The sequence below is a fragment of the Cribrihabitans marinus genome, assembly GCF_900109035.1.
GTDB lineage: Bacteria > Pseudomonadota > Alphaproteobacteria > Rhodobacterales > Rhodobacteraceae > Cribrihabitans > Cribrihabitans marinus.
Window position 1 is genome coordinate 120,300 of record NZ_FNYD01000009.1, and the last position, 14,220, is coordinate 134,519.

Below are 14,220 nucleotides of genomic sequence, written 5' to 3' on the forward strand. Positions count from 1 at the left end.
AAGATGAAGGCGGGACGTGGCCCCGCCGGACAGTCAGAACGTCACGGGACCGTCGAGCTCGTGGACCTGCCACGGCAGGCCGTGATTGTTCAGCATGTCCATGAAGTCGTCGGGATCGAGCTGTTCCATGTTCCACACGCCGGGGTCGCGCCAATTGCCCTTGAGCACCTGCGCCGCGCCGATCATCGCTGGGACGCCGGTGGTGTAGCTGACGGCCTGCGATCCGACCTCGCGGTAGCATTCTTCGTGATCGCAGATGTTGTAGATGTAGTAGGTCTTTTCGCCCGTGCCGTCCTTGGCCTGGCCGGTGGCGATGTCGCCGATGCAGGCCTTGCCCTTGGTCTCCTGGCCCAGATCTCCGGGGTCGGGCAGCAGGGTTTTCAGGAACTGGATCGGGATGATCTCGACCCCGTTGTGCATCACCGGGTCGATCCGGGTCATGCCGACATTCTCCAGCACCTTGGCATGGGTGATATAGGCGTCCCCGAAGGTCATCCAGAAGCGGGCGCGCTCGATCTCGGGGAAGTGGATGGAGAGCGATTCCAGTTCCTCATGATACATCAGGTACATATTCTTGGGCCCGATGGCGGGGAAATCGAACTCGACCTTGTGGGTCATGGCGGGCGTGACCTGCCATTCGCCGTTCTCCCAGTGGCGGGCGTCGGCCAGCACTTCGCGCAGGTTGATCTCGGGGTTGAAATTGGTGGCGAATTCCTGGTCGTTGCTGCCGCCATTGGCATCCAGCACGTCGATCTGGCGGATGGTATCGAGCTTGTGCTTCTTGAGCCAGGTGGCGAAAACCGAAGTGACGCCGGGATCGAAACCCGAGCCGAGGATGGCGGTCAGCCCGGCCTCCCTGAACTTGTCGCGATAGGCCCATTGCCAGTGATATTCGAACTTGGCCACGTCCTCGGGTTCGTAGTTGGCGGTGTCGATGTAATGGCACCCGGCCTCGAGGCAGGCATCCATCAGCTTCAGGTCCTGGTAGGGCAGGGCGAGGTTCACCAGGATCTCGGCGCCGGTGTCGCGGATCAGCTGCGCGGTGGCGTCCACATCCATCGCGTCGATCTGCGCGGTGGCGATGTCCACGCCCACGCGCTCCTTGACCGATTTCGCGATGGCGTCGCATTTGGCCTTGGTGCGGCTGGCCAGCGTGATCTCGGTGAAGATCTCGGAATTCATCGCCATCTTGTGCACGGCGGCGTGGGACACGCCGCCCGCGCCGATCACCAGTGTCTTGCCCATTTGAAAGCCTCCTTTCGGGGATGCGGGGTCATTCGTAGTAGGTATAGCCGTTGATGCTGTCGCGATAGGCGCTCATCAGCGTCCGGCGGTCGCCGGCCTTGAGCGTGCCTGTCGCAATGGCCTCGTCCACCATCTTGCGGAAGGCGGCCACGCAGTCGGCGGGGTCGTATTCGACATAGGCCAGCACCTCGCTGATGGTATCGCCCTCCTGCTCGTGCAGCAGCTCGAACCCGCCATCGGGCTTGAGGTCGATGGTGACCACGTTGGTGTCGCCGAAGAGGTTGTGCAGATCGCCCAGCGTCTCCTGGTAGGCGCCGACGAAGAACACGCCCATGTAGTAATGCCCCTCGTCGGGCAGCGAGTGGACGGGCAGCGAGGGCGAGGCGCCGTCGGCCAGGATGAAGCGGTCGACCTTGCCGTCGCTGTCGCAGGTGATGTCGCTGAGGACCGCGCGGCGATCCGGCGCCCGGTCCAGCATCTGCAGCGGCACGATCGGATGCAGCTGGTCGATGGCCCAGACATCGGGCAGCGACTGGAACAGCGAGAAGTTGCAGTGGTAGATATCGGCCAGTTTCTCCATCTGGTCGGAAACGTCCGTGCCGCCCTCCTGTTCCTCGACCAGCGCCTTGATCCGGGCCATCAGCGACAGGTAGATGCGCTCGGCCCGGGCCATCTGGCGCAGGTCGACATAGCCGCGCCGGAACAGCGCGCGCAGCTCGTTGCGGTAGAAACTGGCGTCGTTCCAGCATTCCTGCAGCCGGTCGGCGCTGAGGTATCCGCCCACCGCGGCAAGGTCCGAGACCAGGTGATGGTCGTCGGGCCGGATCTCGGGCGCGTCGGGCGCGTCGTAGAGCGTGCTTTCCAGCACGTTGAAGATCAGCATCGAGGAGGTCGCCACCACCGCGCGGCCGCTCTCGGTGACGATCGTGGGATGGTCGATCCCGGCCTCGTCCAGCGCATAGGCCACGGTTTCGACGATATTGGCGGAGTATTCCTCGACCGTGTAGTTGATCGAATTCTCGGTGGCGCGTTTCTCGCCGGTATAGTCCACCCCCAGCCCGCCGCCGAGGTCGAGATGGGTGAGCGGCGCGCCCTCGCGGGTCAGCTCGGTGAAATAGCGGCAGGCCTCGCCCACCGCGCGGCGCACGTCGTTCACGTCGGGAACCTGGCTGCCCAGGTGCGAATGCTGCAGGGTGAGGCAATGCAGCAGCCCGGCATCGCGCAGCCGGTCGATCACCGAAACCAGCTGATCTGTGTTCATGCCGAAGGTCGAGCGGTCGCCCGAGCTTTCCTCCCATTTTCCGGTGATCATGTTGGTCAGCTTCACGCGCACGCCCAGGAGCGGCTCCAGCCCCAGTTCGCGGTGCACCTCGATCACCGTCTCGGCCTCTTTCGGGCTTTCCAGCACGATCACCGTGTTGAAGCCCAGGCGCCGTGACAGGATCGCCAGCCGGATGAATTCGGCGTCCTTGACCCCGTTGCAGACGATCAGCGCCTCGCGCGACAGGCGGTGGGCCAGGGCGATCACCAGTTCGGGTTTGGAACCGGCCTCGAGCCCGTAGTGGTATTTCTGCCCGAACTCGACGATCCGGTCGACCACCTGCGCCTGCTGGTTGACCTTGATCGGAAAGACGCCGCGATAGGTGCCCTGGTAGCCGGTGCGCCGGATCGCTGCGGCAAAGCTCTCGTTGATATGGTCGATCTCGCTCTCGAGATAGGAGCTGACGCGCACGATCATCGGCGGGCGGATGTCGCGCTGCTCCAGGTCGTGCAGGATGCCGGGCAGGCTGATCGGCGCGGCCTCGGGGGCCAGCGGGTTGTTCAGCCCGATCTCTCCCTCCTCGGTGACGACGATCAGGTTTCGGCCCCATTTTTCCACGCCGTAGACGGCATGGGGTGCTTCGGTCATCTGTTTCAAATCCGTCCGTCCGCGTCTTTGGTCTGGGTGTGGGATGGTCCCGCGCGGCCGCCGCGGGAGGCGTGGGGGCCAGGCGGTCGTTGCATGGAATCGCGTGGCGCCTGGGACATATCCGTGGTCATGGTGCGCACAGACTGCCGAGTGCCGCGCCGCTGCGCAACCCCGGCGCCGGGAAATCCGCCGGCCGCGCCTATTCCGAGATGAAGCGGCGCAGCATCTCGGCCTCCTGCCCGCGCATCAGCGACCACGCGGTTTCCATATGGGCGGCCATGATCCCGCGCGCCGCCTCGGGCTTGCCGTCGCGCAGCGCCTCGATCAGGCGCTGCTGGTGGTCGCGGCCGCGCTCCCACAGCTCAAGGTTCGGCGGGGCGTAGAGCTTGCGATACACGGTCAGGTCGGACAGCAGGTTGACCATGAAGTCGATGATGAACCCGAGCAGCGGGTTGGACGCCTTTTCGGCCAGAAGCGCGTGGAACCCCAGCGAGGCGATATGCTGCTCACGCTCCTCGTCCGGCGAGCGGGCGGGTTCGGCATAGCCGTCCACGATGGCCGCGAGCCGGTCCAGAACCTCGTCGGGCAACTGCCCCGCCAGCGACGCCGCCATCTCGGGTTCCAGCAGCAGACGCAGCTGATAGATGTCGTCGATCGTCAGGCTGCGGAAATAGAAGTAGTTGCCCAGAAGCGCCTTGGCCCGCTGGCGGCTGACCTCGTGCACGAAGCTGCCGCCGCCGGGGCCGGTGCGGGTCTTGATCAGGCCCTGCGCCTCGAGGATGCGCATCGCCTCGCGGATGGTGCCCTTGGCCATGCCGAAGCGCGCGATCAGGTCCGCCTCGCCCGGCAGCCGGTCCCCCGCGCGCAGGCCCTGCTCGACGACCCAGTCCTTGATCGCCTCGGCGACCTGCACCGGGCGGCTGAGCCTGGGTTCAGTCTTCAAGGGGGTGGTGGCAGGCGGCAAACTGATCCTCTCCCATTTGTTCCAGCGGCGGGTCGGTGGCGCGGCAGAGGTCGGTGGCGCGGGGGCAACGACCCGCAAAGGCGCAGCCCGGCGGCGGGTTCAGCGGATCGGGTAGCTCACTATCCTTCTGCTCCGGTGCGGTCAATGCGCGCCCGACGACCGGCGCGCTCTGGGCAAGCAGGCTGGTATAGGGGTGGCGCGGGGCGGCAAAGATCCTCTCGGCGCGGCCCAGCTCGACCACCGCGCCGAAATAGAGCACCACGATTCGGTCGCTCACGGCCTCGACCACGGCAAGGTCATGGGTGATGAACAGGTATGTCAGACCGAATTGCGCGCGCAGATCGGCCAGCAGGTTCAGTACCTGTGCCTGCACCGAGACATCCAGCGCCGAGACCGGCTCGTCCAGCACGATGATGCGGGGGTTGGCGGCCAGCGCGCGGGCGATGCCGATGCGCTGCGCTTGCCCGCCGGAGAACTCGTGCGGATATCGGTCAAGGAACTCGTCGCGCAGGTTGACGCTGGCGAAGACTTCGCTGATCCGCGCGGCGCGTTCGGCCCGGTTCATCCGGTAGAGCCGTTTCAGCGGTGCCTCGATGATCTGGCGGATGGACTTGCGCGGGTTCAGGCTGCTGTTCGGATCCTGGAAAACATACTGGATCAGCTTTCCGAAGGCGGCCGGGTCGGCATTGTCCAGGGCCTTGCCGGCGATCTCGATATGGCCCTCGCTGGGCTCCAGCAGCCCGACCAGCATCCGCGCCAGGGTGGACTTGCCGCAGCCGGATTCGCCCACCACGCCGAGGGTTTCGCCCTCGGCCACCTCGAAGCTCATGGGCCGCACCGCGCGCACGCCGTCGCGCGCCGCGCCGAAGAGCGGCTTCTTGAGCGGAAAGGTCTTGGCCAGGTTCTCGACCTTGAGGGCGGGCATCAGACGGCCTCCTCGGCATAGAGGCAGCGCACGGCGCGTGGTGCGGTGCCGTCGAGCGGGATGTCGCCCGCGCGGCAGTCGTCCCGCGCCTTGTCGCAGCGTGGGGCAAAGGCGCAGCCGGGCGGCAGGTCGTCCACCACTGGCGGCAGGCCCGGGATGGCGGCCAATTCGCGCCGCCCGCCGCCCAGTTCCGGCACACAGGCAATCAGGCGCTTGGTATAGGGATGCGCCGGCGCGTCCAGAACGGCGCCTGTCGGCCCCTCTTCGACGATACGGCCGGCATACATCACCGCCACCCGGTCGCAGAGCTGCGCCACCACGCCGAAATCGTGGGTGATGAAGACAATCGCCAGCCCGCGGTCGCGGCGCAAATCGTCGAGCAGCGACAGGATCTGCGCCTGAACCGTGACGTCCAGCGCCGTTGTCGGCTCGTCGGCGATGATCACGTCCGGCTCGTTGGCCAGCGCCATGGCGATGCCGACCCGCTGCCGCATCCCGCCCGACATCTCGTGCGGGTAATTGTCGATGCGGCTTTCGGCGTTGGGGATGCGCACGTCCTTGAGGAGTGCGATGGCGCGGGTGCGGGCATCCTTGCTGGAGATCTTGTGGTGCGACTGGATGGCCTCGGCCAGCTGCTCGCCCACGCGGTAAAGCGGGTGCAGCGTGCTGAGCGGATCCTGGAAGATATACGCCACCCGGTCGCCGCGCTTCTGCCGCAGGGTCTCGTAGGGGGCGCCGACCAGATCCTCGCCCTGGAACCGCACCGCGCCGCCAGTGATCACGCCGGGGGGTGAGGCGACAAGGCCCATGACCGACAGCGCGGTGACCGACTTGCCCGACCCGCTCTCGCCGATCACGCCGAGGCATTCGCCGGGTTTCACCGCAAGGCTGACACCGCCCACCGCGCGGTAGATGCGCTTGCCCACATGGAACTGCGTGTGCAGATCCTGGATCGCCAGCAGGTCGTCGGAGGCGGGCGGGATCTCGCCCTGCCGCTCGACCAGCGTGGTGGCGCGAGGACGGCTGAGCGCGCCGGAGCGCAGGCGCGGGTCGAGCGCATCGCGCACCCCGTCGCCCAGCAGGTTGATGGACATCACGATGAGGAAGATCATCAGCCCCGGCACCACCGATGTATGCGGATGCGTGATCAGCGCCGAGCGTGCCTCACCCAGCATCGAGCCCAGATCGGCCTGCGGCGGCTGCGAGCCGAGGCCCAGGAAGCTGAGACCGGCGGTTTCCAGGATCATCCAGCCCACCGTGGTGGACATGGCGATGACGATAACCGGCAGGACGTTGGGCAGAAGCTCGGTCAGGATGATGCGCGCGTGTCCCATGCCGGCCAGACGCGCGGCGTCGATGAACTCGCGCCCCGCCAGGCTGACCGTGACGCCGCGGATGTTTCTGGCGAAGAACGGCACGTTGACCGCGGCCACGGCGATCAGCGCGTTCATCAGCCCCGGTCCCAGTGCGGCGACGATGGCCAGCGCCAGCAGGATGTAGGGAAAAGCCATCAGCATGTCGACGCCGCGCATGATCACGTTGTCGGTGCGCCCGCCGAAATAGCCCGCGACGATGCCGATGGCCGAGCCGATGGTGGCGGCAATCAGCGCCGCCGAGATGCCCACGGCCAGAGACAGGCGAGTGCCCCACAGAAGGCGGCTGAGCAGGTCGCGGCCCAGATGGTCGGTGCCCAGCGGGTGGCCGGGCGTAAAGGGTTTGAGGAACCGGTCGGCGGTGGCGGTCGTGTCGGGGTTCTGCAGCGGCAGGATCGGCGTCAACAGCACGAGCAGCAGGATGACCGAAAGGACCACCGCGCCGAAGCCCGCCAGCCGGTTGCGGAACAGCAGTTTCAGGAACTGCGTCATGTCTTGATCCTCGGGTCCAGCAGGCTTTGCGCCACGTCGACCGCGATATTGAACATCACGTAGCAGGCGGCGACGAAGACGACCCCGCCCTGCACCAGCAACAGGTCGCGCTTGAGGATCGCGTCGACCAGCATCCGGCCCACGCCGGGCCACTGGAACACGATCTCGATATAGACCGCGCCGGACAGCACGAACCCGGCCTGGATGCCGAGGACCGGGATGATCGAAACCATCGCCGCGCGCAGGGCATGGCCCATGATGACGCGGCGCTCGGGCACGCCCTTGGCGCGGGCGGTGCGGATATAGTCCTGCCGCAGCACCTCGAGCATGGCGCTGCGCGACAGCCGCGCAACGACGCCGGTGGCCACTGCAGACAGCGCCAGCGCGGGCATGATCAGGTGGTTCAGCAGGTCGGGCAGATCGCCGCCGCCATAGATCGCGTACATCCCCGAGACCGGCAACCAGCGCAGGTTCACCGCAAACAGCAGGATCATCATCATGCCGAGGAAGAAGGCCGGCACCGAGATGCCGATCAGCACGGTGAAGGTAATGAGCTTGTCGGCCCAGCCATATTGCCGAGCCGCCGAGACCACACCGGCCAGGATGCCGAGCACGGCACAGAGCACGAAGCTGGTGCCGGCGAGGATCAGAGTGGCGTTGAAGCGTTCCAGCACCTCGTCCAGCACCGGGCGGTTGAGCGAATAGGAGCGCCCGAAATCGCCCTGGATCATGTTGCCCAGCCAGATGAAGTACCGCTGCATCGCCGGCTTGTCCAAGCCCAGGTCTCGGTTCAGCTTTTCCACGTTGTCCGGTGTCGCATAGGCGCCCAGGATGGCGGTGGCCGGGTCGCCGGGGATCAGCGACATGATGCCGAACACGATGACGGTGATGCCCAGAAGCACCGGGATCGCCGAGACCAGACGTTTCAGGATATAGCTGCCCATTGTGCCCGCCTTTGCGCCGCGATGGACCTTTCGGAATGTCCCGGGGCCGTGACGGCCCCGGGCAGATGCGTCAGTTCTTCACGACGCTCTGGAGATGCAGCAGGAAGGACGGCTCCAATCCGAAGCTTTCGACCCGCTCATTCGTCACCGCGTTCTGCTTCCAGTTGGCGACAAAGACCCAGGGCGCTTCTTCCTGCACGATGGCCTGCATCTCGCGATAGAGCCGTGCACGCTCGTCCTGGTCGGTGGCGGTGCGGGCCGCCTCGAGCAGCTCGTCCACCTTCTCGTTGGCGTAATAGCCCGAGTTGAACCCGCCCTTGTCGGGCCAGGCCTCGGACCGCAGCGCCAGATAAGGCAGCGTGTCGGGGTCGTTGGTCATCCACGCCATCTCGGCCATGTCGGCCTTGCCCTCGAGACCGGGATTCACCTCGCCCAGGAAGGTGTTCCACTCATAGGTCTCGATCTTGACGTCGAAGCCCACCGCCTCCAGGTCAGCCTGGATCGCGGTACCCATCGGCACCGGGTCCAGCATCCCCGAGCCGCCCTCAGTGACGTAGAAGGTCAGCTCGGCGCCCTCGGCCCCGGCCTCGGCGATCAGCGCCTTGGCCTTTTCAGGATCGTATGGATAGGGATCCAGCTCGTCGTTATAGGCCCAGGCAAAGGCGGGCGGGGTCGGGCCGGCGGCCACAGTGGCGGTGCCTTCCAGAACGTCGTTCACGATCGCTTCCTTGTTGATCGCGTAATTCGCGGCCTGGCGCACGCGCTTGTCGGCGAAGGGGCCTTCCTTGGCGTTCAGGATCAGGAACCACACATGCGGGCCGGCCTGTTCGTGCACGGTATAGGCGTCGCCCTCGAACTGGCTCAGCGAGGTCGGCGGCACCTCGACCATCAGGTCGATGCCCCCGGCCAGCATCTCGGCCACGCGGGTATTGGCGTCGGTGATCGGGCGGAAGACCACCGCCTCGGTGCCGGCGGGCTCGCCCCAGTAGTCGGCGTTGCGCTCGATCACCACCGCCTCGTTCGAGCGCCATTCGACGAACTTGAACGGGCCGGTGCCGGACGGGTTGCGCCCGAAATCGGCGCCATGCGCCTCGACCGCGGCGGGCGAGACCATCAACCCGGTGGGATAGGCGAGGTTGGACAGGAACGGCGCGTAGGGCGCGTTCAGCGTGAACTTCACCGTCAGGTCATCGACCGCCTCGGTCTGTTCCACCGCGCCGAAGAAGAAGGCCAGCGGGAACGGGCCGGTGTCGTGATAGGGGTGCGATTCATCCAGCATCCGGTCGAAGTTGAACTTCACCGCCTCGGCGTTGAAGGGCGTGCCGTCGTGAAAGGTCACGCCCTCGCGCAGGGTGAAGGTATATTCGGTGCCGTCCTCGCTGATCTCCCAGCTCGTGGCCAGGCCCGGCTCGACCTCCAGCGTGCCGGACTTGTAGCGGGTCAGCCCCTCGTAGACGTTGACCAGAATGCGGAAATCGTTGACCGCCGTCACCGCCGCGGGGTCCAGCGACTTGGGCTCGGCGATCTGGCCGACGATCAGAACGCCGGGCGGTGTCTGGGCGGCGGCGGGCATGGGCAGGGCCGTGAATGCCAGCAGCGCGCCCGACGTGGCGGCCAGCAGACCGCGGCGGGTCCAGCTCTTGAATGTCATATGAGTTCTCCCTGTTGGCAGCGTGCCTCCAATTATCATGATAATTTGCTTCGGTCAATTTTTCATGATAAATCGGCAATACCTGCAAAGAAGGCGGCCCATGACCTTTTCGATTCTTGCCAGGGATCCCGAGACCGGCGCGTTCGGCGGCGCGGCCGCCACCGGCAGCCTGTGCGTTGGCGGGTGGGTCCTGCGCGGCGATGCGCGGGTCGGGCTTTCGGCCAGCCAGGGCGCGGCACCATCGACCCTTTGGGGCGAGGACGTGCTTGTCCTGATGCGCGCGGGGGTCGATGCGGCGACAGCGGTCGCGCGCGTCACCCAGGCGGATGCCGGGCGCGACTGGCGCCAGTTGGCCGCCCTCGGCGCGGCCGGTCAGGGCGCGGCCTTCACCGGTCGGTCCAACACGCCGGAGATGGGCAGCCGCTGTTTCGACGGCAGTGTCGTGAGCGGCAACATGCTGACGGGCGAGACTGTGCTGGATGCCATGCAGGCGGCGATCCAACCCGGCCCGGACCCTTTTGCCAAGCGGTTGCTGGGCGCGTTGCGCGCCGCCGAACGCGCGGGCGGGGACAGCCGCGGGCTGCTCTCGGCGGCCCTTCTGGTCCTGCATCCGACGCGCGCCCCGCTGACCTTGCGGATCGACCACCATCGGGGCGACCCGATCGGCGCGCTGGAGGAGCTGCACGGCCTGGCGACCAGCGGCGATTATGCGGATTGGACGGCACAGGTGCCGACGCTCGCGGCGCCGGAGCGATTCCTAGATTGATTTCTTTCTCGGGAGCGGCGCCGTGCCAGGGCCCGCCGGCGTCAGGCGCGCCGCAGGCCGCCCCAGGCCTTGAGACCGGCCACAGGCCCCATCTTCGCCACCAGCCCCTGCGGCAAACCGCGCCGGGCGACTGTCGGGATGGGCGGGGAGTCCTCGGCCGTGACCGCGCAGCGCGGCGCCGACCGGCGTTTGGCATGCGGCTTGGCCAACAGATCGGCGGTCTGGTTCAATCTGTCCAGCAATTCAGGCTGAATATGTGGAAACTGCGGTTTGTCGTCCGCACCAAACTTGTTTCCCGTCATCGTACATCCCCGGTCGAGCAGCATTAGAATGAACGAGACATTAACACATACACGTGGGGATTGAGTGGGAACCATGTCACACTGTTCCCCTAAAATGCGAGTTGCCGCGTGGGAGTCCCCATTTGGGGACGATTTGTCTTTTGAAAACAAAAACTAGGGCGAGGTAAAATTGTATCCCTCGTCGTTTCCATCACAGGATCAATGTGATTTGAGGTGTGCCTCTGTTCAGTTCGCGGCGACAAAGTTCGCCGGTAACTTGCATTCCGGCGCTGTCCCGGTCGGCGGATTCCCGCCCTTTCGGGGTAGAATCACCTATTCCATTTGACGGCACCCAGCGCGCTCACATCGTAGCCCGAGAGCTTCTCGGCCTGGTCGCGAAAATCGGCGGTCCGCGCGAATGCCATCAGCGATTGCATCGGCGGGTCGAACCAGGCCCGGCGGTCGGCCAGGATGTCGAAGGATTCCTCGATCACCGGAACGAAGCCGAGCCCGTAAGGCGCGGCCAGCGCCTGAAGCCCGAAGGCGGCGTCGGCGTCGCTCCGGGCCACGGCCAGAACCGCGTCCTGTTCGCTGCGGCACGGGGCGATGCAGTCCAGGTCGGCCTCGACAAGGCTCGACCGGGCCAGAAGGTGGCGGAACAGGATTTCCGAGCCCGCCTCGGGCTGGCGCGGGGCAAAGCTGTGCCCGCGCAGGTCGCCGATACCCTGGACCTGTGCCGCCAACTCCCGGCGCATCACCAGGCCGCGCCGCCGTTTCGCCCAATGGATCAGCACTGCGTCCTGATCCACGGCTTCGGCCTCGACCCGGGCCAGGTTCCATTCATCGCCGTCCTCGTGGATGTGAAGGCCGGCTGCCGCACCTTCTCCGGCGACGAACCGTGCCAGCCCGTCCAGGCTGGAGTCGAAGATCGTGGCGAAGCCCGAGCGCGAATTGCGCAGGGCCCAGTCCAGAAGCGGATCATGGCTGCCGAGAAAGACGGCCGGCCGCCGCGTTTGCCCGGCCGGACCCGAGCGGCTGCCGTCGATCCAGGCGCGGATCTCGGCCTCGGGGAACAGCAGCTTGCCGGTGGCCCGGGAACACGGCACCTGCCCCGAGGCGGCGAGGTCATAGACCTTGCGCTCCTTGATCCGCAGCAGCTCTGCCAGCTCGGGCACGGTCAGGAATTCCGGGCGGGTCGGTGCGTTGGTCATGGCCGGCATGATGCGGCAGGCAGGAAGGGGCGGCAAGACCCGCGCATATGGGCCTCAGTTCGGCTCGGGCGCATTGGGAAAGAACAGTTGCTGGCCCCCGACGCGATACGCACCGATAGCCGCCTGACCGGCCTCGGACACGAGCCAGTCGACGAAGCGCTGCCCGGCCTCGGCCTCGACCTGCGGGCAGGCCTCGGGGCTGACCGGTATGACGCCATACTGGTTGAACATCTGCTCGTCGCCCTGGACCTGGATCACATGGTCCTGCTTGTTGCCGAAGCTGATCCAGGTCGCGCGGTCGGTCATCACATAGGCGCCCATGCCGATCCCGGCGTTGAGCGTGGCCCCCATGCCCGACCCGGTTTCGCGGTACCACGCGCCCGAGGCCTCGGCAGGATCGACGCCGGCCGCGTTCCAGAGGGACATCTCCTTCTTGTGGGTGCCGGAATCGTCGCCGCGCGAGGCGAAAAGCGCTTCGGACTCCGCGATCCCGCGCAGAGCGGCATGAACATCGGTCAGCCCGCCGATGCCCGCCGGGTCCGAGGGCGGGCCGACAATGACGAAGTCGTTATACATGAGGTCCGTGCGCGAGACGCCGCCGCCGGACGCAACGAATTCCTCCTCGGCAGGTTTGGCATGCACAAGCAGGACGTCGCCATCGCAATTCGCGGCATTTCGGATCGCCTGCCCCGTGCCCACCGCGACGACGTTCACGGTGATGCCGCTGTCACGCTCGAAGATCGGTAGCAGGTGATCGTAGAGGCCGGAATTTGCCGTCGATGTCGTGGATTGCACGATGATTGTGGTCTCTTGCGCAGGGACATCGGTAGCAAGCGTCGCCGCGACGGCGAGTGCGGCAAGGAAGGAACCTGTCTTCATGATGGTCTCGTGGATTGCAATCGGGATCAGAGGGGGAGTTGCCCGGCCAGATAGGCCCGGGCCGCCCGGCTTTGCGGCGCGGCAAAGAAGCGGGGGGCGGCGGAGTGTTCCGTGATACGGCCCTGGTGCAGGAACACGACCTCTCGTGCCATGCGCCGCGCCTGGCCGACATCATGGGTGACGAAGATGACACTGGTGCCTTCGTCGGCAATGTCCGAGACGATGCCTTCGAAGGACTGGACCGCGGCGGGGTCCAGGCTGGCCGTGGGCTCGTCGAGAAACAGGATGTCGGGCCGGGTGGCCAGCGCGCGTGCCAGGGCAAGCCGTTGCTGCTCGCCGCCCGAGAGGAGGCGCGCGGGCTGGCTCGCCTTGTGGGTCAGGCCGACACGCGCCAGCAGCGCGTCGCGCGCCTCGGCGGTGCCGGCGCGGCGGGCCCGCAGAACGAAATCCAGGTTGGCGGCCACCGAACGGCGCAGCAGCACCGGCTTCTGGAACACCAGCGCCTGACGGCGCGCGATAGCGGGCGACATCGCCGCGCCCCCCCAGGCAATCGTACCCGAACTTGGCGCGATCAGGCCGTGCAGCAGACGCAGCAGCAGGCTCTTGCCCGCCCCGTTCGCGCCCATGATGACGGTGGTCCCCGCACAGTCGAGGTCGAGCGCCGGGATGTCCAGCAGCGGCTGCCCGCGCATCTGCAGCGTCAGGTCGCGCACCCGCAGCGGCATCAGCGCCGACCGCGCCGGGGCGGGCGGGTCTGCGGGTGGCATCACGGGCAGGAGCGTGTCAGGCATAGGCGAACCTCGCCGCCGTGAGGCGGACGCTTTGCGCCGCCGCGTTGATGCCCAGCGCCAGGACCATCAGAACGAGCCCCAGCGCCAGCGCCAGCGGCAGGTCGCCCTTGGAGGTTTCAAGCGCGATGGCGGTGGTCATCACCCGGGTCAGGTGGTCGATGTTGCCGCCGACGATCATCACCGCGCCGACCTCGGCCACGGCGCGTCCGAACCCGGCAAGGGCCACCGTGACGAGGGAGTAGCGCGCGTCCCAGATCAGCGCCTGAACCACCTGCCTGCGCGACAGGGCCAGGGATCGGAACTGTTCGGAATACTCGCCATGCAGATCCTCGATCACCTGGCGCGAAAGGGCGGCGACAATCGGGGTGATCAGGATCGACTGGGCGATGATCATCGCCGTGGGCGTGTAGAGCAGCCCGAGGAACCCCAGCGGCCCGGCCCGCGACAGGTGCAGGTAGACGATCAGCCCCACCACCACCGGCGGCAGCCCCATCAGCGCGTTGACCAGCACCAGCGCCGCCTGTCGGCCGCGGAATCGCGACACCGCCAGCACCGCCCCAAGCGGCAGGCCCAAGACACAGGCGATGGCGGTCGCGGTCAGGCTCACCCGCAGCGACAGCAGCACGATCTCGAACAGATCGGCGTCGCCGGAAAGGACGAGGTTCAGCGCGAGGCCGATTGCGTCTCCGAAGTCCTGCAAGATTTCCCCGATCGTGCAAAATTTCCGATCTGGGCAGGTTAAGAAGCATGGAATGCAATTGCAAGCGGGCGATGACGCGCGCCGATGCA

The 14,220-nt window shown here is 66.6% G+C and carries 13 protein-coding genes; 1 reads left to right on the forward strand and 12 read right to left on the reverse strand.

What is annotated here, in order from left to right; all coding sequences use genetic code 11:
- Positions 1-33: 33 nt before the first annotated feature.
- The 7 genes from BMX57_RS15610 to BMX57_RS15640 form a co-directional block, all read right to left on the reverse strand.
- Positions 34-1,245, reverse strand: a complete 1,212-nt coding sequence (locus tag BMX57_RS15610) for a saccharopine dehydrogenase family protein (RefSeq protein WP_092369167.1) — start codon at positions 1,243-1,245, stop codon at positions 34-36.
- Positions 1,246-1,273: 28 nt separating this feature from the next.
- Positions 1,274-3,163 (reverse strand): biosynthetic arginine decarboxylase, encoded by a 1,890-nt coding sequence (gene speA, locus BMX57_RS15615; protein WP_092369170.1) that lies wholly within the window; start codon positions 3,161-3,163, stop codon positions 1,274-1,276.
- 190 nt (positions 3,164-3,353) lie between these two features.
- On the reverse strand, positions 3,354-4,097 hold the full coding sequence (locus tag BMX57_RS15620) for a FadR/GntR family transcriptional regulator (protein ID WP_229724264.1): 744 nt from the start codon (positions 4,095-4,097) through the stop codon (positions 3,354-3,356).
- Positions 4,087-5,046: an ABC transporter ATP-binding protein gene (locus tag BMX57_RS15625; RefSeq protein WP_092369330.1), complete on the reverse strand. Its 960-nt coding sequence runs from the start codon at positions 5,044-5,046 to the stop codon at positions 4,087-4,089. Before BMX57_RS15625 ends, BMX57_RS15620 begins: the two co-directional genes overlap by 11 nt.
- Positions 5,043-6,908, reverse strand: coding sequence for a dipeptide/oligopeptide/nickel ABC transporter permease/ATP-binding protein (locus BMX57_RS15630; protein ID WP_092369175.1), 1,866 nt, complete (start codon positions 6,906-6,908; stop codon positions 5,043-5,045). Before BMX57_RS15630 ends, BMX57_RS15625 begins: the two co-directional genes overlap by 4 nt.
- Positions 6,905-7,852, reverse strand: coding sequence for an ABC transporter permease (locus BMX57_RS15635; RefSeq protein ID WP_092369178.1), 948 nt, complete (start codon positions 7,850-7,852; stop codon positions 6,905-6,907). The genes BMX57_RS15630 and BMX57_RS15635 overlap by 4 nt, the downstream gene beginning before the upstream one ends.
- 70 nt (positions 7,853-7,922) lie before the next feature.
- Positions 7,923-9,503 (reverse strand): ABC transporter substrate-binding protein, encoded by a 1,581-nt coding sequence (locus BMX57_RS15640; protein ID WP_092369181.1) that lies wholly within the window; start codon positions 9,501-9,503, stop codon positions 7,923-7,925.
- Positions 9,504-9,603: 100 nt separating this feature from the next.
- Between BMX57_RS15640 and BMX57_RS15645 the strand changes: the two genes are divergently transcribed.
- Positions 9,604-10,269 (forward strand): DUF1028 domain-containing protein, encoded by a 666-nt coding sequence (locus BMX57_RS15645; RefSeq protein ID WP_092369184.1) that lies wholly within the window; start codon positions 9,604-9,606, stop codon positions 10,267-10,269.
- Positions 10,270-10,310: 41 nt separating this feature from the next.
- On the opposite strand, the gene BMX57_RS15650 is transcribed toward BMX57_RS15645, so the two are convergent.
- The 5 genes from BMX57_RS15650 to BMX57_RS15670 form a co-directional block, all read right to left on the reverse strand.
- A complete protein-coding gene (locus BMX57_RS15650) occupies positions 10,311-10,571 on the reverse strand; it encodes a hypothetical protein (protein WP_092369187.1) in 261 nt (86 codons plus the stop codon).
- Between the two features lie 308 nt (positions 10,572-10,879).
- Entirely contained in the window at positions 10,880-11,761 is an 882-nt protein-coding gene (locus tag BMX57_RS15655) for a helix-turn-helix transcriptional regulator (RefSeq protein WP_092369333.1), read from the reverse strand.
- Positions 11,762-11,815: 54 nt separating this feature from the next.
- Positions 11,816-12,640, reverse strand: a complete 825-nt coding sequence (locus tag BMX57_RS15660) for an ABC transporter substrate-binding protein (RefSeq protein ID WP_092369190.1) — start codon at positions 12,638-12,640, stop codon at positions 11,816-11,818.
- Positions 12,641-12,666: 26 nt separating this feature from the next.
- Positions 12,667-13,431 carry an ABC transporter ATP-binding protein gene (locus tag BMX57_RS15665; protein ID WP_177175478.1) on the reverse strand — a complete coding sequence of 255 codons (765 nt, stop codon included), beginning with the start codon at positions 13,429-13,431 and terminating at the stop codon, positions 12,667-12,669.
- Positions 13,424-14,131, reverse strand: coding sequence for an ABC transporter permease (locus BMX57_RS15670; protein ID WP_092369193.1), 708 nt, complete (start codon positions 14,129-14,131; stop codon positions 13,424-13,426). The genes BMX57_RS15665 and BMX57_RS15670 overlap by 8 nt, the downstream gene beginning before the upstream one ends.
- Positions 14,132-14,220 lie beyond the last annotated feature (89 nt).

Excerpts from the sequence above, each read along its gene's own strand:
- BMX57_RS15635 (WP_092369178.1), bottom strand. The coding sequence starts at position 7,852 with ATGGGCAGCTATATCCTGAAACGTCTGGTCTCGGCGATCCCGGTGCTT.
- BMX57_RS15665 (WP_177175478.1), bottom strand. The coding sequence starts at position 13,431 with ATGCCTGACACGCTCCTGCCCGTGATGCCACCCGCAGACCCGCCCGCC.
- BMX57_RS15640 (WP_092369181.1), bottom strand. The coding sequence starts at position 9,503 with ATGACATTCAAGAGCTGGACCCGCCGCGGTCTGCTGGCCGCCACGTCG.
- BMX57_RS15610 (WP_092369167.1), bottom strand. The coding sequence starts at position 1,245 with ATGGGCAAGACACTGGTGATCGGCGCGGGCGGCGTGTCCCACGCCGCC.
- BMX57_RS15660 (WP_092369190.1), bottom strand. The coding sequence starts at position 12,640 with ATGAAGACAGGTTCCTTCCTTGCCGCACTCGCCGTCGCGGCGACGCTT.
- BMX57_RS15650 (WP_092369187.1), bottom strand. The coding sequence starts at position 10,571 with ATGACGGGAAACAAGTTTGGTGCGGACGACAAACCGCAGTTTCCACAT.
- BMX57_RS15655 (WP_092369333.1), bottom strand. The coding sequence starts at position 11,761 with ATGACCAACGCACCGACCCGCCCGGAATTCCTGACCGTGCCCGAGCTG.
- BMX57_RS15630 (WP_092369175.1), bottom strand. The coding sequence starts at position 6,908 with ATGACGCAGTTCCTGAAACTGCTGTTCCGCAACCGGCTGGCGGGCTTC.
- BMX57_RS15645 (WP_092369184.1), top strand. The coding sequence starts at position 9,604 with ATGACCTTTTCGATTCTTGCCAGGGATCCCGAGACCGGCGCGTTCGGC.